This is a genomic window from Flavobacterium sp. PL11 (assembly GCF_035985025.1).
Lineage (GTDB): Bacteria > Bacteroidota > Bacteroidia > Flavobacteriales > Flavobacteriaceae > Flavobacterium.
Window position 1 is genome coordinate 37,828 of the sequence record NZ_JAXCIA010000001.1, and the last position, 20,406, is coordinate 58,233.

General features: G+C 32.2%; 10 protein-coding genes. 2 read left to right on the top strand and 8 right to left on the bottom strand.

The window, feature by feature from the left end:
- Positions 1-20 precede the first annotated feature (20 nt).
- The 5 genes from RCH18_RS00160 to RCH18_RS00180 form a co-directional block, all read right to left on the bottom strand.
- Complete coding sequence (locus RCH18_RS00160; protein WP_326934732.1) at positions 21-3,278, bottom strand: VCBS repeat-containing protein; 3,258 nt, start codon at positions 3,276-3,278, stop codon at positions 21-23.
- Entirely contained in the window at positions 3,271-6,588 is a 3,318-nt protein-coding gene (locus RCH18_RS00165; RefSeq protein ID WP_326934733.1) for a VCBS repeat-containing protein, read from the bottom strand. The genes RCH18_RS00160 and RCH18_RS00165 overlap by 8 nt, the downstream gene beginning before the upstream one ends.
- Positions 6,589-6,743: 155 nt before the next feature.
- The gene (locus RCH18_RS00170; RefSeq protein WP_326934734.1) at positions 6,744-8,294 is read right to left on the bottom strand and encodes a RagB/SusD family nutrient uptake outer membrane protein; all 1,551 of its coding nucleotides are present in this window, start codon (positions 8,292-8,294) and stop codon (positions 6,744-6,746) included.
- 11 nt (positions 8,295-8,305) lie between these two features.
- Positions 8,306-11,287, bottom strand: coding sequence for a SusC/RagA family TonB-linked outer membrane protein (locus tag RCH18_RS00175; RefSeq protein ID WP_326934735.1), 2,982 nt, complete (start codon positions 11,285-11,287; stop codon positions 8,306-8,308).
- A gap of 646 nt (positions 11,288-11,933) precedes the next feature.
- Positions 11,934-13,940: a glycosyl hydrolase family 95 catalytic domain-containing protein gene (locus tag RCH18_RS00180; protein WP_326934736.1), complete on the bottom strand. Its 2,007-nt coding sequence runs from the start codon at positions 13,938-13,940 to the stop codon at positions 11,934-11,936.
- Between the two features lie 276 nt (positions 13,941-14,216).
- Here RCH18_RS00180 and RCH18_RS00185 point away from each other — a divergent pair, with 276 nt between their 5' ends.
- Together RCH18_RS00185 and RCH18_RS00190 are read left to right on the top strand one after the other, a co-directional pair.
- Positions 14,217-15,236: a LacI family DNA-binding transcriptional regulator gene (locus RCH18_RS00185; protein WP_326934737.1), complete on the top strand. Its 1,020-nt coding sequence runs from the start codon at positions 14,217-14,219 to the stop codon at positions 15,234-15,236.
- A 196-nt stretch (positions 15,237-15,432) separates the two neighbouring features.
- Positions 15,433-16,464 (top strand): LacI family DNA-binding transcriptional regulator, encoded by a 1,032-nt coding sequence (locus RCH18_RS00190; protein WP_326934738.1) that lies wholly within the window; start codon positions 15,433-15,435, stop codon positions 16,462-16,464.
- A gap of 9 nt (positions 16,465-16,473) precedes the next feature.
- Here RCH18_RS00190 and queG read toward each other — a convergent pair whose 3' ends face one another.
- From queG to RCH18_RS00205, 3 genes are all read right to left on the bottom strand, one after another.
- The gene (gene queG, locus RCH18_RS00195) at positions 16,474-17,394 is read right to left on the bottom strand and encodes a tRNA epoxyqueuosine(34) reductase QueG (RefSeq protein WP_326935006.1); all 921 of its coding nucleotides are present in this window, start codon (positions 17,392-17,394) and stop codon (positions 16,474-16,476) included.
- A gap of 92 nt (positions 17,395-17,486) precedes the next feature.
- Entirely contained in the window at positions 17,487-18,509 is a 1,023-nt protein-coding gene (gene ruvB, locus RCH18_RS00200; RefSeq protein WP_326934739.1) for a Holliday junction branch migration DNA helicase RuvB, read from the bottom strand.
- A gap of 81 nt (positions 18,510-18,590) precedes the next feature.
- Positions 18,591-20,387 (bottom strand): cytochrome c oxidase subunit I, encoded by a 1,797-nt coding sequence (locus RCH18_RS00205; RefSeq protein WP_326934740.1) that lies wholly within the window; start codon positions 20,385-20,387, stop codon positions 18,591-18,593.
- Positions 20,388-20,406 lie beyond the last annotated feature (19 nt).

The following is a 20,406-nucleotide window of genomic DNA, read 5'->3' on the forward strand; positions in this document are numbered from 1 at the left end:
TTTTTTTGATTATAATGAAATCATTGTTTAATTGAAGGCATTTCATATAGCTCTGCTTTCTTATTATTGATTGTCACTAACAAATATTTCTTATTATTAACAGTAATGATATTAAGATGTCTTACCGCTTTTTGAGTAAGATCAATTCCTATTTGAGACCCTAAATAAATAGTTTTATTTGTTTTAATCAATGCTCCAGAGAATCCATCAAATCTACTGTGATAAGGCGCAACTCCAAAGTAATTTCCAGCGGCAAACACTTCTTCTTTATCATCTGCATCAAAATTAGATTTAACAAAACTAGTTATCGGTGCTACTTGCATTTTATTAGAAAAAGCTACAAAAGTAAATTTTCCACTATCGTTCCTTAAGTAACCCGATTTTAGATTATGCACTTCATACAACTTAGCATTCTCTAACATTTTACTATCAAAAATTTCCTCGAGAGTTTTTCCAGCAAATGATTTATAACTATTAAATTTCTTTTTAAGCATGCCGCTAAACTGCTCTGCCAATTCATCTAAACCCGCCGTAGTGTAATATTTACCATTCTTTTCTATAGCTACGATGGTTTCAAAAGTACCATTAGCATCAAAGTCATCATAGTACATCTTCATTGGGAAATTTTGAGTCGCTTTGAATTTGGAATTCAATCCCCAGTTGCCTACTAAATAATCTAAATCACCATCCTGATCTATATCAAATGCAATTAACGATTGCCACAATCCATTATTTTTTTCTGGATATACAGTTGTAGTAACATTAGTAAACTTTCCATTTTTATTAGCAAAAAAAGTCGGCTTCATCCACTCACCTACAGCAATTATATCAATTGTTCCATCATTATTAAAATCAGTAAAAACAGCATCGGTAAGCATTCCTATTTTTTCAAATGTTTTATTTTGAACAATCGAAAACACCCCTTTGTTATTATTCAATAAATAGCAATTAGGCATACGCCCAAAACTATTGTATTTAGAGTTATTTCCAATAAATAAATCTAAATCGCCGTCTTTATCATAATCAAAAGCTTTGATTACAGAAGCATTCATCGCTTGTGTATCTGGGAAAATACTTTTGTTTAAGGTCTTTCCCAAATAAAATCTATGAATTAAGTCAGCTGCATATTGTCCGCTTCCTGAGGCCACCATTATATCATTTTCCTTGTCTCCATTAAAATCATTTATTACTGCTGATGCATCTTCATAAATAGAATCTGAAACGATTGTACTAAATACTTTTTTAGAAAATCCATTTCCATTTTGAAAATAAATAACCGCTTGTTTTCCTTGTGAACCTCCAAAGAAGATATCCTCCTTCCCATCACCATTTAAGTCGCCAATGGCAGTTGCTGGACCTCGGTCAGAACGTTGATATGGAATTAATTTTTGAGCATTAAAATCTACAAAATCATTTTCTTTATGGGTAAAGTCGATTCCTAGATTTTCTTTCACTTTGCTAAAAACAGGTAAAATAGTAGGATGCAAGGTCGAATAATCAAAAACGCGTCGCTTCGTGTTTGCGCTAATTGTTAGCGTTTTATTAGTTTTAACATTTTTTAATGATTGATAAGTCTTGTCTGGCCATATTACTACTAAGGAATCAATCTGTTTTATTTTTCCGTACCCAAAATGAATCATTGGCTCTGATGACGATTGAAATCCTCTTGTAGTTTGTAATTCTTTAAACTGCTTTTTCCCGTTAGAATAAGAAATTACTTTTGCACCTATTCCAAAGCTGTTTTTGCCTTTAAATTGTAATTTGATTTTTAAAAAATTTGATGTCGCATCTGTCTTATTAATGTAAAGCGATGCTACTGCATTTGTATTATTAGTAATTACATCTAGATCTCCATCATTATCTATATCAGCATATCCGCTACCATTTGAAATTATAGTGTCATTTTCAATCCAGTCCGTGGTTCGATTTTTAAATTGTAGATCAGCACCTCCTTGAAAAATATAATTATTTACATTACCACTGGGCATTTTTCTCAAAGCTTCTTTATCTAACAACTTTGTAGTGCTGATTTTAGTTTTAATTTTATCATTAGAATAGTATTTTACATAATCTAAGTCATTTGGACGCTTGAGAATTCCATTACTGATAAAAATATCTTGCTCACCATCTTGGTCATAATCGGCAAATAATGTACTCCAGCTCCAATCTGTAGCTGCAATTCCACTTAACAATGCCGTTTCTGTAAAGTGATTGCCTGCTTGATTTATTTGCAACATGTTTCTTGTATATTGATAATGATAGCCCAATTTCTCAGTTCTCATTTTCAACATTTGCACATTATCATCTCCCAGTGAAGATTTTAACACTTTTTCGTCTTCAGGAAGCATATCTAAACTCAAAATATCTGGAAAGCCGTCGTGATTTACATCAGCTACATCAACACCCATGGAAAATCTTGAAGTATGCCCAAAATATTGTTTTAAACTTTCTGTAAAAGTTCCATCTCCATTGTTTAAATAATAATAGTCATCTTCATGAAAATCATTTCCAACGTAAATATCTGGATAACCGTCTAAATTAAAATCGGCAACAGCCAGTCCCAATCCATACCCATTTGCACCGCCAAAAATTCCTGCTTGCTCGCTTACATCTACAAATTTCCCATTATCATTCCGAAATAATTTATCCCCCGATTCATAACTTCTTTTGCTCCTGCTATTTGCATTCCCAAAAGAAGATTCTGAATGCACTGCATGATTTAGCAAATACATATCTAAATCACCGTCTAAATCATAATCAAAAAAAGCGGCTGACGAACTATAATTATCTAGATCTAATCCATATTCTGCTGCACTTTCAGTGAATGTTTTATTTTTATTATTTATAAAAAGCTCATTTTTGCCTTCAAAACCATTGATGCCTACAACAGCACAAACATAAATATCTAAGTATCCATCTCCATTTACATCAGCCATCACCACTCCAGAATTCCAATCACTTGAACCTTTAACACCAGCTTCTTTAGAAATATCCTTAAATTTATTTTTTCCTTCATTTAGGTATAATTTATTTTCTCCCTGATTCGATGTAAAATAAATATCAACTAAACCATCATTATTTATATCTCCAAGCGCTACTCCGCCTCCATTATAATAATAGAGATAATCTAAAATAGATATGTTTTTAGATTCTACTAATTGATTATTAAATGTAATATTACTTTCATCCGATGATAATTTTTGAAAAAGGAGTTCTTCTTTTTTGGAACAACTTATAACAAGTAATGAAACTAATCCTATTATAAAAAAATTATTCATTGCGTCTGAATATTTTAGGAACATTATTATTAATTACCGCTAGTATTGACACCGTTTTATTCTTGTCTTTGATCACCCTAATTTTTTTTACCTCACCGTTAATATAAAAACCTGATTTATTATTGGGCATCCATGAAAAATTTCCCTTTTTACTCCCTAAAAGTACACTGCCATAATTAGCATCAAGTCTCGTAAATTGTGGTTTGAATGAATACTGGTTTCCGCCCAATATTAAATCTAAAATGCCATCATTATTTATATCCATTGTACTAATTGTATTAACACATGAAAATTGAACTTCTTTTGGGAGCGCCGTAATCTCAAACTTTCCATTTCCTTTATTAATAGCCACAACACTTTCTTGAGTATTTACCGTTTTTTGTATGGAATTGTCAATGACATCTTTAGCAAATAATTCCTGAAACGTCTTCCTGGCATAGTCTGTATAACTTAAATTTTTCTTTTTAATTGACGGGATTTGTTTACCTAGTTCTTGCTTTAAATTAATGGGTAAATCTTTGCCGTCTATAGTTCGCGTTGCTATTTGTTCTATAGTTCCGTTATTATCAAAATCATTAATAAACAATTTCAGAGGATTTCCTTTAGTTGCTTTGTAAGGCATATTTGTTCCTTGATTTCCAAAAACTAAATCTTTTTTTCCATCATTATTTAAATCTACACAAGCCACAGCGTTCCAAAAACCAGAATAATTACTTAGATTGGATTTATATTCAACCAATCGTCTTCCATTGTTTTTAAAGATCATGGGTGTTGTCCAATCTCCTACTAGAATTAAATCTTTTTTGGAATCATTGTCAATATCTTCCCATATTGCATCAGTTATCATTCCTACAGCATTAATTTTAAAAGCTTTCTTATCCAATACATTTATAAAATTTCCTTTACCATCATTCTCTAATAATAAATGTTCTGGATCTATTCCATAAACGCCTGGAACGCTTCGGCTTCCTATAAACACATCAATATCGCCATCATTATCAAAATCATTTGCCGCAATTACCGCTACATTATTATTTGTCGTTGGAATACTTGTTTTACTTTTTACAAAAACACCTTTTCCATTATTTAAATAAAGTCGGTTTATATAATTTTTTTGATCCTCTTTTTCATTTCCACCTGAACCCACCAGTAAATCAATGTCACCATCCTGATCAGCATCAAAAAAAGCCGCTGCTGTATCTTCAAAAAGCGAATCCATCTCTAGATCTTTTTGATTTGTAATAATATAATTTCCATTTCCTTTGTTCAAGTATATTTTTGCAGACTGTCCTCTAGCTCCGCCAACATAGATATCCTCATTTCCATCACCATTAACATCAGCAACTGCAAGTGATGGTCCTTCTTTAGAAAGCATTTTAGAAATTAATCCCTCATAATCAAAATCACTATATTCATTTTCTTTGTGTGCTAAAAATGGTGATTTTTTTTCTACAAAAAGTGGCTTAACAGTTTTGTTTTTTAGAACATAATCTTTTTTAGCATCTAAAATATTTAAATTAAACGTCGAATTGCTAACTACCTTATTTATAATTTGATATTTCCCATTTGGCCAAATTACTTGCAGGGAATCTATTTTTTTTGTTCCAATTCCAAAAGTCATTATGTAATCAATCGAAGATTGAAACCCTCTTGAAGGGATCAATTCTTGACGTAAAATTTCTTTACCTGAAAACAACTGAACTACACTTCCTACGCCAAAAGTGTTTTTTTTATCTCCTTTTAGTTTTACTTTAACAAAGTGATTATTTTTATTTTTTTCAGCATTATTGCGATATACAAATGATTCCATATTAACATTGTTGACAATTAAATCTAAATCACCATCATTATCTAAATCGGCATACGCGGCGCCATTTGAGAAGCTTGGTGTATCGAAACCCCATTTTACAGCTTCATTAGTAAAAGTTAAGTTTTTATTATTCTTAAAAGCATAATTAACAATTGGTGTGGTGGGCATTTTACTTATAATTTTCTGAACATCCTCTTTTACACCAGTAGCAACCATTTTTTGTAGAAATTGGTTTGCAAAAAAATCAACAAAGTCTTGATTAGTTAAATCGTTATAAATACCATTACTCACATAAATGTCTTTGTATCCATCATTATCCATATCAAAAAGTAATGCGCCCCAACTCCAATCCGTTTTTGATACGCCCGCATAATTTGCTATTTCAATAAATTTATCTTCACCATTATTAATTTGTAAGGTGCTTTGCATGTACTGATAATAGAAATCCATATTTATTTTTCGCATAAATAAATCATAGCTTTCAAAATTTGTAGTCAGTTTTAATCGTTCATCGGGTTCTGGTAACATATCCGTTACAAAAATATCAGGCTTTCCATCATTGTTTATATCCGCCATATCAGCTCCCATAGAAGATTGACTGATATGCGATGTCCATCCCTCAATTTTCTCAGTAAAGGTTCCGTTTTTATTATTTATGTATAAATAATCTCTTTCATAAAAATCATTAGAAATATAAATATCTGGATATAAATCTCCGTTTACGTCGCCTACCGTAACGCCAAGACCAAAGCCTATGAGACTGCCATAAATTCCTGCTTGTTCGCTAACATCAACAAAATTTCCATTATCATTTCGAAATAGTTTATCACCACCAACTTTTAGATCGTCAGCAATTGGCCAATCTTTTTCCCGTAACTCCCGTTTGTTAGAATAATTAAGACTACTCACGGGGATAAAACTATTATTTAAGAGGTATACATCTAAATCGCCATCTTTATCATAATCAAAAAATGCCGCATGAATAGTGACGCCGTCATCATCAAGATTGTATTCTTCTGCTCTCTCGGTAAAAGTACTATTGCCATTATTGATAAACAGCTCATTTTTTTGTTTGTCTCCTTTGTTATTACCAGCATTACACACATAAATATCAAGTAATCCATCCGCATTAATATCGACCATTACTACTCCAGCAGACCAAATTTTAGTGCCTTCAATACCTGCTTTTTTTGAAATATCTTCGAATTTGAAATTTCCTTTATTTAAATACAATTTATTTTTCCCCAGATTTGAAGTTAAATAAACATCAGCAAGTCCATCATTGTTTATGTCCCCAATAGCTACACCGCCGCCATTATAAAAAAAGCGGTATTTAATTATATTCATATCTGCGTTATCTTTCACTTCATTCAAGAAATTAATCCCCGTTTCTGAAGACTCTAATTTGGAAAATAAGGTGTCTTTATTTGCTGCATTTTCTTTAGAACAACCTGAAAAGAAAAAGAAGATAAATGCTAGTAGCACAAAATGTTTTGTCATAGAATCAAGTGGCATTTTAGGTAAATAAGTAGATAGATTTGAATGTGTAATTTATTTAATATTTTTTAGAAAACTTTAAATTAATTATACAATAAAGAGGGTAGTAAATACCCTCTTTATGACTAACTCAAAAATATTAAATTATAAATATATTTTTAGTAACCTGGATTTTGTTTAATATTTGGATTTATTAGTGCAGGTGCAGGAATAGGCATTAATACACGGTATGCATCGGTATTAGACATCGTTCTTCTTGCCGTTGTATAATTACCAAAACGAATCATATCGTTTCTTCTCCATCCTTCTAACCATAACTCATTTCCTCTAGCTTTAAAAATTCCAGCCAGCGTACTTAAGTCTGTAACGGTAGTAATTCCTGAACGACCACTTAATAATGTTGCTACAGCCGTTGCTGATGTGGGACTTACACCAGTTGCAGCACCACCTCGAGCTAGCGCCTCTGCCTTCATTAATAATGCATCAGCGTATCTAAATAAAACGTAATCATTTTCAGGTTTATCAATATTAGAAGCATCTGGAATATATTTTTGAGGACGAACTCCAGCTGTTTCTAACTTACTTACCGAAATAATTTGAGAAGCAGGTAAATCTTTATCAAAAATCAAATCTCCTCCTCCAGCTTGCTCTCTAACCTTTAATTTAGTTGTTCCGCCAGGAGCATATTGTTGACCAATTTGCATGCCCAATGGGTTTCCAAAAGTAGAGATAATACCAGCATCATCATTCTTAATTCTACGATCATTTGGATTAAATGTATCGTAAAATTCTCCTAATATTGAAAATCCATTCCATCCGCCTGGTGTTTGATTATAATGAGCTCCCATAAACCACCTTGTATTAACTGGCCCCATTGCCACTCCATTAATATTCTTTGAAGTAAAGATCACTTCTGGTGATGTATGGTTTGTAGGTTTAAAATTGTCCCAATAATCCGAAGCAAGAGTAGTTTTTCCTGCAGCAGTTATTTGATCAATATATTTAATTGCTTCATTCATATTGGCAACATTATTTGCATTAAAACCAGTATGAGTTGGAGAATCAAATACAGCTTTATTCATATAAATTTTTGCTAATAAGAAACGTGCTGCATCTTTATTAGCCACTGCAGGATCCGAACCTTTTTCAGCTAAATTAGGCAAGGCTTCATTTAACATTGCAATAATAGCTGCTGTAGCTGTAGGTGAATCCCAAACTTTAGGAAAATCATCTGGAGAACTACCCGCTTCTCGGTATGGCACTTGTCCATAAAAATCAATTACATTATAGTAATAAAATGCTTTTAAAAACAAAGCCTGCGCTTTCTTTTGTGGAGAAATCCCCGTAATAGCCAAAGCTAAATCACAGTTATAAACGCTAGTCAACATTGCGTCCCAAGATTGGCTTCCTTCTCTACTTGTTGGTGTCCAGTTGTGAGAATGATCTAATCTCCATTCCCCGTTATCATCCCAATCCCCACCTCGGGTAGGCACCATCATAATATCAGTTGAAACTTCGTTCAAAGCAAACATTTTATCCTGTGCTTGAAATGCTCTCAATCCATTGTATGCTGATGTTAATATAGCATCTGGATCGGCTTTAGCAATGTCAGTACCGTCGATAATTCGTTCGTCTAGATCGGTGCAACTTACACCAAAAACTACTACTCCAGTAAAAAGCAGGTATTTTATAAAATTATTTTTTTTCATTTTTTTAATTGTTAAAATGTTACATTAAGACCTAAAGCAAATGTTCTAGCTTTAGGATATGAATAATAATCAATTCCTGCAGAGGGAATTCCATTTCTTGATTTATCACTATCTACTTCAGGATCAAATCCCGAGTATTTAGTAATTACGAATAAATTAGAACCATTAACATAAAAACGAGCTGATTTTATATAAAAACGCTCTAAAGTAGCTCCTTGCTTAAAAGTATATCCTACTGTTAAATTGTTTAATCTTAAGAAATCACCTTTTTCTAAATATTTAGTAGAAGGACCGTTTATGTCAGCTGCAGATTGTGCTGAAGTTGCAGCGGTTTCAGTAGAATTTTTACCACCGAAAGCACTTTTGAAAAACGTAGCATTATCCGTATTGTTATATATGTAATGACCAAATGAACCATATAATGAAGTTGAAATATCTATTTGTTTATAAGATACACTTGTAGAAAAACCAACAGTTGTTTTAGGTAATGGCGTTTTGTCAGTAAGAACTTTTTTAGCGTTTTGCGAATTAACTATGGAACCATCTGGATTAATAAATTCAGATTCTCCAGCTGTATTGTATCCTTTAAACTGATTTAATTCATAAGCGTATAATGGTGAACCGTCTTTAATTGTTTGGATGAATGCTCCAGAAAGACCTTGACCATCAACATTTCCTGCTTCAAAAACATTAGTTGAACCTAAGTTTTTAACTTCATTACTCAAAAAAGCCATATTTGCTGAAATATCCCAAGTTAAATCTTCACTGTTAATCGCATTTAAATTCAAACCGAAATCTACTCCTTTATTTATTAAATTTCCATCTAAATTTTTAAATTTAATCCCTTGTGGAGATGGTTGTCCTGAAGTTGAAGGTACACCCACGATAAGATTTTCAGTGTCTTTTATAAAATAATCTAAAGATCCCGATAATTTATTGTTTATCAGTGTAAAATCAGTTCCTAATCCATAAGATGTAGAGGTTTCCCATGTTAAATTTGGATTGGCATTATTTACAATATTAAATGAATCTGGTCCATTATACTGAATTACACCAACAGATGAATTTCTCGGAAATTCAGTGTTACCTGTTTTACCAACATTAAGTCTTATTTTGAAATCATTAACGAGTCCTTCATTTCCACTAAAAATTTTATATCCTAAACCTAAAGAAGGAAAGTTACCATACTTTTTACCATCACCAGCTTTTGACGATCCATCACGTCTTACTGTTAAGTCTACATTTAATCTATTATAAAATGCAAGAGAAGCTCGTCCAAAAACAGATTGTAATTGTGTTTGTCCTTTGTATGAATTAGCTCTAAATTCTGTGGGAATACCTCCCTCGATATTATCTATTAAATTGGTTTGAGAAGGTGCATATCCTTTACCTAACGTAAAGTTACCATTTGACATATAATCATAAAAAGAATAACCAACTATAGCATTAATATTGATGTCCGCTGTAATATCTTTATTGTAAGTTAAGTTATGCTCAATAGTTTTATTTGTCCTTTGATCTGAACTAATAGTGGCCATTCCTCTATATTGTTTCTGATCTGCCGGATTTGTAGCAACAGCCACATTTTGGATAATCATTGTAGGTAGTAATTCAGTAGTAGTTAGTGAATTAGAAGTTTCAATACCTACTAATAATTGATATTTCAAATCATTAGTTAGTTTTACAGTAGTAGTTAAACTTCCCAAAAATTTACTCAAATCACCTTTATTAGAATATGAATTTAATAGTTGAACAGGATTTAGATAAGAATCTCCATTAAAGAAATAAGAACCATCGTTGTTGTACACATTTAATGTTGGGTTCCAATATAATGAGGAACTAATTAAGTTACCAATAAACCCACCATTATTGGTTATTAATCCTCGTTGATCTTTGATATTAGAATATGATAAACGTGTTTCTACCTTAACTTTATCGTTAAAAAAATCATTTGAATTAAATAATGATGCAGTATATTTATCCAGTCCAGTATTTCGCACGATACCATCCGTGTTATTTAAGCCTAAGGAAACTCTAGTATTTGATCTTTCAGTAGAACTAGAATAAGCTAAATCATGATTAATTGTTGAGCCTTGCTGTAAAATTGCATCTTTCCATTTAAAAGATCCATTTTTATTATTAGCTGGCGATAATTCTGCAAATCTTTCAGGACTTAATACATCAAACTTAGATGAAAAATTCGAAATTTGATAGGATGTTGAATAGGATAATTCAGGTAGTCCAGATTTACCTTTTTTAGTAGTGATAATAATTACACCATTTGCACCTCTTGCACCATATATAGCTGTAGAAGAAGCATCCTTTAATATTGACATACTTTCAATATCATTAGGATTGATGAAACTCAATGGATCTTTTGCAGAAGATGTTCCAAGTCCTATATCACCATTTCCTGATGACACATCACCACCACCTAATGGCACACCATCAACAACAATCAGTGGTCCATTTCCAGAACGAAGCGTACCATTTCCGCGTACTCTTACTGAAACACCTGCACCTGGTTCACCACTTGATGATGTGATTTGAACACCAGCAACTTTTCCTTGTAATAAAGAACCTGGATTAACAGCTGCTACATTATCAAACTTTTTGGCTGAGATAATGTCAACCGCTCCAGTTGCATCCTTTTTTCTAACAGTACCATATCCAATAACTACAACTTCTTTTAGTTCAGCAGAATCTTCCACTAATGTAATATTTACATTGCTTCTACCCGCTACATTTACTTCTTGTGTTTTTAGACCAATATAACTAAATATCAAAATAGCATTTTGACCTACATTTTTGATTGTATATTTTCCATCCAAATCAGTTTGTGCTCCAATATTTGTTCCTTTAACTAGAATAGATGCACCAGGAAGTGGCCCACTCCCGTCAGATACTGTACCGGACACATCTTGCGAGTATGCCACACTTGTACAGAGCATCACTAGGACTGCTGCCAAGTATTTTATTAGATTATTTTTCATACGTAATAAATAAGTTAGTTAATATTTTTTTTAAAATGGTTTGTTAATTCTAAGATCAAACATAGCTATTAAATTAAGATAAATTTAGCATTTCTATTACTATAACGATTTTATAGTATCGAAAACGTTTTCGATTTTACTATTAATACTTTAAAAAATTAGTATTTAAATTTCATTACCTATAAATAAAGGCAATTAAATTTATTATAATACTAGATTTAAGTTCCAACATTAATTTATTCAAAACCAATTAAGAGATTTTTTTTAATTCAAATTATTCAAAATGCAATAAATAGTTACAAGATTATGGGTAATGATATATTTATTAGGACAATAGATTTCAAAAGTTCTGAAATTCAATTCGTAAACAGCCTTAACATTGAGTATGTTATAAAATACAAAAAGCCGTAAGCATACATTTAATCTTCCTTTGAGATTTTAATGTACACTTACGACCTAAGATTATTTGACTAAAACCTTTTCCCTTTTTGATAAATTATATTATAGCTAAAGTTACCTTATTGAATAATTAAGCTATTAACAATTGCTTTTTATATGTTTCCATTTATATGGAAAACCATCTATAAATGAATACAGCAGCTTAATTATAAAAGCTTCAAATAATTAATTGAATTTAATTGAATGTCTATTTTATGGTTATTGTTTTATTGTCAACTCCAATTCCGATAATTTTTAAAGATTTCCATTGTTTTGGAAGTAATCCTTTATTATATTTTAATCCTGTATCTGTTAATTCAACACCACCAAAACCATAGATAACTGCTTGTAACATGGCGCCTGCACCAGTTGCAAAATATGGATTATTACTATTTGCTGATTCTGAAAATACTCCAAATGGAGGACGACTATTAGGCAAGTACGATTTTACAAAATAATCATAAGCTTTCTCTCTATTGCCTAAACGGGCATATAAAACAGATAAAACTCCAGATGCCATTGCGGGACCATCTTTTTTATCAATTTTTTCGGCATAGTATTCAAGATCTCTTTCAATTTGTGCTTTATCGGTGATCACATTCAATGGATAAGCTAACAAATTCACATCTGCCTGTTTTATCATTTGTCCCTCGTATCCTTTATAATTTTGAGTTATACCATTTTTAGTATGAATTAACAATTTGTTACTTATGGTAATCCAGTTTGGATTAATTGGCTCATTTAATATTTTGGCGGCTTTTATAGTGTTTTTTAAAGATTCAATTACAGATGCATTTGTAAAAGCATTATCATCCACGTGTTGAGCGTACTCATCTGCGCCTACAACATTTAAGATTGAGAAACTGCCATCCGGATTTTCAACAACACGACTTACCCAAAAATCAGCTGTTTCTTTGAGCACTGCCCATTCTTTCTTTAACCAAGCCTTATCTTGTGTGTATGCATAATAATTCCAGAATGCGATCGAAACATCAGCCGTAATATGCTGTTCATAAATACCTGTTAATGCCCAGGTTGGTGTAGCTTCCTCACCTGTATCATCAGATTCCCAAGGATACATAGCTCCTTTGTAGCCATAAATAAAAGCTTTTTGTTTTGCTTTTTGTAAACGATCTGAACGATAATCTAAACATGATTTTGCCATCTCAGGTTGCATGGCCAAAAGTGTTGGATACATCCACAGTTCAGTATCCCAAAATATGTGACCGTTATACCCTTGTGACGACAATCCCATCGGTGCAATACTTTGTCTGGTGTCTGGTCGAATAAAGGAATATAAATTATATAACGCAAAACGCACGCGTTGCTGTGCATCAAGATCACCTTCAATTTGGATATCTCCAGAGTTCCATAACTCTGCCCAAGCTTGTTTATGTCTATTTAAAAGTTTATCAATTCCCTCTTGTAAAGCATAAATGGGTTGTCTTTCAGATTCATTTAAAGGATCAGTAACATCCTTAGAAGTACAAATTCCTCCAGCTATAGCAAAACGATATTTTTTTCCCTTTTTCAATTTTTTTGTAAAACCAACTTCATTATTAGTTTGCTTTAAAGCTTCACTGTCTCCATCAAAAAGAAATGTAGTGGACGCGGCAACTGTATACTTACCCGTTAGAGTTTTAGCGACAGTACCAAAAACTGGCATCAAATATTGGTTATCTTTTAGAACACGAAACTGACTTTTAGCCTCTTTCAATTCGTCAGGAACTGTCATGTAATTATTAGCACTGATCTCTATATCTTTAGACGGAGTGATTTCAACTATTGCCATTGCTGAAAATGGTATCGCTCTGTTAGCTAAAATTGTGTAATTAATAGTCGCTAAATCTTTAAATGAAAATGAAGTGGTGCTTGTTCCCTCTTTCATTGAGACAACTTGAGACCAATTACTAATATTATCCGATTTAATGTCCTGGTTATTAATAGTCAAACGCAGATTTAAAAATTCTATCCCGCGCACAATTCTACTAATACCATTTTCAGGGCTTCCATCATAAACACCGTTCAAAATAATTTCTTTGGTTTTTAGCGGCGTATCATCTGTAACAATTCCTATTTGGCCATTTGCCATAGATACTCCATAATAATTTTCTCTTGAAGTGGCTAATAAATGCCATTCGTCTGATTTGGCTTGACTAAAAACTAGAGGGCCTATTAAGAGAAAGAAAAATAAATATTTATAAGTTGATATCATAACTGAATTATTTAATTTATTAAATTCAAACATAAATAATATAATCTGTAAAAAACTTATTGCACATCTATATCACTAGTATTATAACTCGAAAACGTTTTCGAGCATTTATGATTTTAATAAAATTATTTACATTAGTAATAAAATAAATTGTACACAATAGTTTTTAATTTAGAAATTATTTAATCAACTATAAATATGTTAAGTATTGTCAATATATTGTAAATTCGTTTTTGAGATATTTCTAAATTTTGCTTTTATTGATTAGAGAATAATATGAATAATCCAACTCTTAAAGAAATTGCTTCTCAGTTAGGAATTTCAATAACTACCGTTTCAAAGGCCTTAAAAGGATATGCTGACGTAAGCCCTCTTACAAAAAAAGCAGTTATAAATCTAGCTAAGCAATTGAATTATACTCCTAACAGTTTTGCAGTAAATTTAAGAACAAAAGAATCTAAAACCATCGGATTAATAATTCCAACGCTTGTGCACGACTTTTTCTCAATTGTAATAAAAGGAGTACTTGCAGAAGCAGAGAAAAGAGATTATCTAGTTATAATTTTACAGTCAAATGAAAAATTAGCATTCGAAAAAAAGCAAATTGAATTATTATTAAATAAAAGAGTGGACGGAATATTAATGTCTCTTTCTAATGAAACGGACGATTTTAAACATTTAAATACTATAATTTCACATGGGACGCCATTAGTGCTTTTTGACAAGATTGCTAAATTAGTTAATTGTTCTAAAGTGAGTATTAATGACCGAAAGGCGGCTTACGATGCGGTATGCTATCTGATAAATAAAGGTTACAAAAAAATTGCCCACTTTCGAGGTTCCTATACGCCTCAGAATTCTATTGATCGATTTTTAGGATATAAAAAAGCGCTGGAGGACAATAACATTCAATACGATTCATCCTTAGTTTACTTATGTGATCATAATGCCGATTTTCAAGATGGCTATGAGAACGCCAAAAAAGTAATTGCTGAACATCCTGAAATAGATGCAATTTTTGCCATAACGGATTTAGTAGCCTTTGGAATTATTAAGTATTTCAATGAAACTGGAATTTCTATACCTAACCAAATTGCCGTCTTAGGATTTAGCAATTGGTTTATGTCAAGCATTGTTACTCCAAAACTTTCAACTATAAATCAACCTGGATTTGAAATTGGCAAACAATCTGCGATAATTTTATTTGATGAAATAAAATTAAAAAGACACAACGCACCCATCGTTTTTAAATCAATTGAAATAGAAACCCACATTATTGAAAGAGAATCAACATGAAAAAATTAAATATTCGTGTGTTTAAGGTCAAATTAGTGATAATCATTCTTCAATATACAAGGATTTGAAAAATAACAATTATAAATAAATTAAAATGAATATCTTGCCATACCTGTAATGAAATACTTAATTTACAGTACTCATAGTCAATTAATAATCCAAAAAAGTTCAACAATTAATTGCGTAAAATTCATTTATGAAAGACATTACTCTTAAAGAAATTGCATCTAAATTAGGGATTTCAATCACGACAGTCTCTAAAGCATTAAAGAACTATCCTGATGTAAGCGCGCAAACAAAGGCAGCTGTGAAAAAGCTTGCGCACGAACTTCAGTATACACCCAATAGTTTTGCAGTAAACTTGAGAACTAAAGAGTCAAAAACAATTGGGTTGATCGTTCCAGAATTAGTTCATCACTTTTTTTCAAATGTAGTAAACGCTATAATTGATGAAGCAGAAAAAAATGGATATCTAGTAATAATTTTGCAATCTAATGAAAGTTTAGTACTAGAGAAAAAGCAAGTAGAATTGCTTATTAATAAAAGGGTTGATGGAATTATTATGTCCCTCTCCAATGAGTCGAACCATGACGATCATATCAAAGAAATTTGTTCACGAAATATTCCGTTCGTGATGTTTGACAAGATTGCGAAATTGTCAAATTGTTCTAAGGTTATTATCAATGACCAGAAAGCAGCCTTCAATGCCGTTCAACACCTTATTGATATGGGGTGTAAAAAAATAGCCCACATTAGAGGACCAGCAAATCCACAAAATTCAGTCGATCGCTTTATTGGTTATAAAAAAGCACTTGAAAAAAATAATATTTCTTTTGATTCATCATTAGTTTACACATGCGAAAATGTAAGTTTCGAGGAAGGGAAAACCTTTGCTGAGCAAATTATTAACGACCATAACGACATTGATGGTATTTTTGCGATTACTGATTTAGTAGCCGTAGGCGTTTTAGCCTATCTTAATGAAAAAAATATAAAAATCCCAGCTCAAATAGCAGTTATTGGATTTAGTAATTGGTTTATGTCTCAAGTACTCACACCAAAATTGAGTACAGTTGATCAACCAAGTCGAGAAATGGGAATTGAATCATTTAATTTGTTACTGGAAGAAATAAACTGTCATAAAGAGGGAAAAACTTTTAAACCACGAACGATAGAACTAGAAACAAGTGTGATTATTAGAGATTCGACGATGAAGATAGTAATTTAAGTGATGAAACTATTTTAAAAAGTCAATGTTTCTTTTTAAACCCTGAAATTTAGCTCGTTTTAGTGGCGAGTTTTTAAAAACAGCTTTAAACGTTTCTTCAGTTATATCGATCCAATCCTTTTTTGACATTGATAAAATCTCTGCATTAGCATTAAATAAAGGCTCAGAATGCGGTTTTGAAAACTTATTCCAAGGGCAAACGTCCTGGCAAACATCGCAACCAAAAGCCCAATCATCAAACCGTCCTTTCATCTCGATAGGAATATTTTCTTTCAGCTCTATTGTAAAATAGGAAATACATTTACTTCCATCTACAACATAAGGGGCAACAATGGCTTGTGTAGGACACGAATCAATGCAGGCTGTGCAAGTTCCACAGTGATCTGTAACAGCATGATCATATTCTAATTCAAGATCAATTATAAGTTCAGCGATAAAATAAAACGAACCTACTTTTTGAGTTAATAAATTACTATTTTTTCCTATCCATCCCAAACCTCCCTTTGCAGCCCATGCTTTATCTAAAACTGGCGCCGAATCTACAAATGCCCTGCCATAAACTTCACCTATCTGTGCTTGGATTGAAAATAAAAACTCTTTTAATTTATCCTTAATTACAAAATGATAATCTTCACCATAAGCATATTTAGATATTTTATAAGAATCAGCATTTTGCGATTGATCTGGGTAGTAATTTAATAGCAGCGAAACAACACTCTTAGCATCATCTACCAGTAATGTAGGATTTAATCGTTTATCAAAATGATTTTCCATATATTTCATTTCGCCGTTTTGATTGTTTTTTAACCAATTTTCAAGTCTTGGTGCTTCTTGCTCTAAAAAACCTGCTTTCGATATTCCACACGATAAAAATCCAAGACGCTTAGCCTCAGATTTAATAAAATCCGTATATGTCTGTTTAGAAATAATAGTCTATTATAATTTAAGGTTTTAGCACGAACAAGCTATTAAAATCGAGAAATTTTTTGATACAAATCTTTTCTAATAAAAAGATTATAATTTTAAAATAATCCTCCTTGAATGTTGGTATTTGCCTTTCCTAAATGTTTATAAGCCTTTTCAGTAACTTCCCTACCTCTAGGAGTTCGCATAATAAAGCCTTCTTGAATTAAAAATGGTTCATAAACTTCTTCAATAGTTTCACTACTTTCTGAAACTGCTGTAGCAAGGGTTGATAAACCAACTGGTCCACCCTTAAATTTATCTATAATGGTATTTAATATTTTATTATCCATCTCATCAAGGCCATGCGCATCCACATTTAATGCTTTTAATGCATATCTTGCTATCTCTATGTCAATTGTACCATTCCCTTTTATTTGAGCAAAATCTCGTACTCTTCTTAATAATGCATTTGCAATACGAGGTGTTCCCCTACTTCTACCAGCAATTTCTATAGCAGCTTGCATTGAAATTGGCATTTTAAAAATAGCAGCACTTCTTTCTACAATTGTGGTTAATAATTCAGTGGTATAATATTGCAATCGAGAGGCAATTCCAAAACGTGCTCTCATAGGAGCGGTCAGCAGTCCAGATCTTGTGGTTGCTCCAATCAAAGTGAAGGGATTCAGATTAATTTGAACAGTTCGAGCATTAGGACCAGATTCAATCATAATGTCAATCTTAAAATCCTCCATAGCTGAATATAAATATTCCTCCACTATAGGACTTAAACGATGTATTTCATCAATAAACAAAACATCTCTTTCTTCAAGATTGGTAAGTAAGCCAGCTAAATCTCCCGGCTTGTCTAAGACAGGTCCTGAAGTAATTTTTATTCCTACTTGTAATTCATTAGCAAGGATATTTGCCAAAGTTGTTTTACCAAGTCCTGGCGGGCCATGAAATAAGGTGTGATCAAGGGCCTCATTTCTTTGGTTAGCAGCTTGAACAAATATTTTTAAATTCTCTAATACTTGATCTTGACCTGCAAAATCATCAAATGAAAGCGGTCTTAATTTTTTTTCAAGATCAAATTCCTCAGTGTTAAAACCGTTTGAAGTAGGGTCTAAATTTTCGTTCATAAGACAAAGATAAAGTAAAGTTACATGTAAAAAAAAATGCCTTTCAGAATTGAAAGGCATTTTAAAAATTTTATCAATGCACTAATGATGTAATACTTCTTCACCTGGCTTCATTGGTACGTTTTGTGGTACAAAATCAACATCATGATGAGGGTTGCTATAATCATAAGGCCACCTATAAACTTCAGGAAGAGCTCCAGGCCAGTTTCCATGAATATGTTCTACAGGAGCTGTCCACTCTAATGTATTGGACTTCCAAGGATTTTGCACTGATCTTTTACCGTAAAAAATACTTACGAAAAAGTTATACAAGAATATTAGTTGGAAAGCACCTCCTATCAATGCAAACATTGTAATCAATACATTCACATTTTGTAAATCATCAAATAATGGAAAGTTCGTGTTAGTATAATAACGTCGTGGCAAACCAGCTAATCCTATAAAATGCATTGGGAAAAATACTCCATAAGAACAAACTGCAGTTACCCAAAAGTGGATATAACCCATGTTTTTGTTCATCATTCTTCCATATAACCTCGGAAACCAATGGTAAACACCAGCAAACATTCCGTATAACGCCGATATACCCATTACTAAGTGAAAGTGAGCAACTACAAAATAAGTATCATGAACATTTATATCTAATGTACTATCTCCAAGAATTATTCCTGTCAATCCGCCTGTAATAAAGGTAGAAACCATCCCTATGGAGAATAACATAGCAGGATTAAACTGTAGATTTCCTTTCCATAAAGTAGTAATCCAGTTGAAAGCTTTTACTGCCGATGGAATTGCAATCAAAAGAGTGGTAAAGGTAAATACAGAACCTAAAAATGGATTCATTCCTGAAACAAACATGTGGTGACCCCAAACAATCGTAGATAAAAATGCAATGGCTAACGTTGAAATAATCATTGCTCTATATCCAAATATGGGCTTACGAGCACTAGTAGCTAAAACCTCAGATACTATTCCCATTGCAGGAAGAATTACGATATAAACTTCGGGGTGACCTAAAAACCAAAACAAGTGTTCAAATAGTACAGGTGATCCACCTTGATAATGTAAAACCTCTCCAGCGATATAAATATCAGATAAGAAAAATGATGTGCCAAAACTTCTATCAAATATTAATAACAAAGCTGCTGATAACAACACTGGAAACGAAACAACTCCAATAATAGCAGTTACGAAAAATGTCCAGATTGTTAACGGTAGTCTAGTCATAGACATACCTTTAGTTCTTAAATTTATTACTGTAACAATATAATTCAAAGATCCCATTAACGAAGATGCTATAAATATCGCCATAGAAATTAACCATAATGTCATACCCGTTCCTGAACCAGGGATTGCCTGCGGTAATGCGCTTAATGGCGGATATATTGTCCAACCTGATGAAGCAGGCCCTGCCTCTACAAATAATGAACTTAACATAATAACTGCTGATATAAAAAACAGCCAGTAAGAGACCATATTCATAAAACCAGAGGCCATATCCCTTGCACCAATTTGAAGTGGAATAAGTAAATTACTAAAAGTTCCACTTAATCCGGCAGTTAACACAAAGAAAACCATAATGGTTCCGTGTATCGTGACAAGAGCTAAATAAATATCGTTAGCCATAACTCCATTTGGAGCAAATTTGTCACCAAGTAATACATTAAATATTTTAAATGATTCTTCAGGCCATGCTAATTGCATCCTAAAGAGTAATGACATCAATATACCGATTACCCCCATAAATATACCTGTAATCAAGTATTGCTTGGCAATCATTTTATGATCTGTACTAAATATATATTTAGTTATAAAAGTTTGTTTATGGTGGTGTTCGTGCTCGTGATCCATTGCGTGATCGTGACCTTCTGCTGACATATATCTTTACTTTAAATTT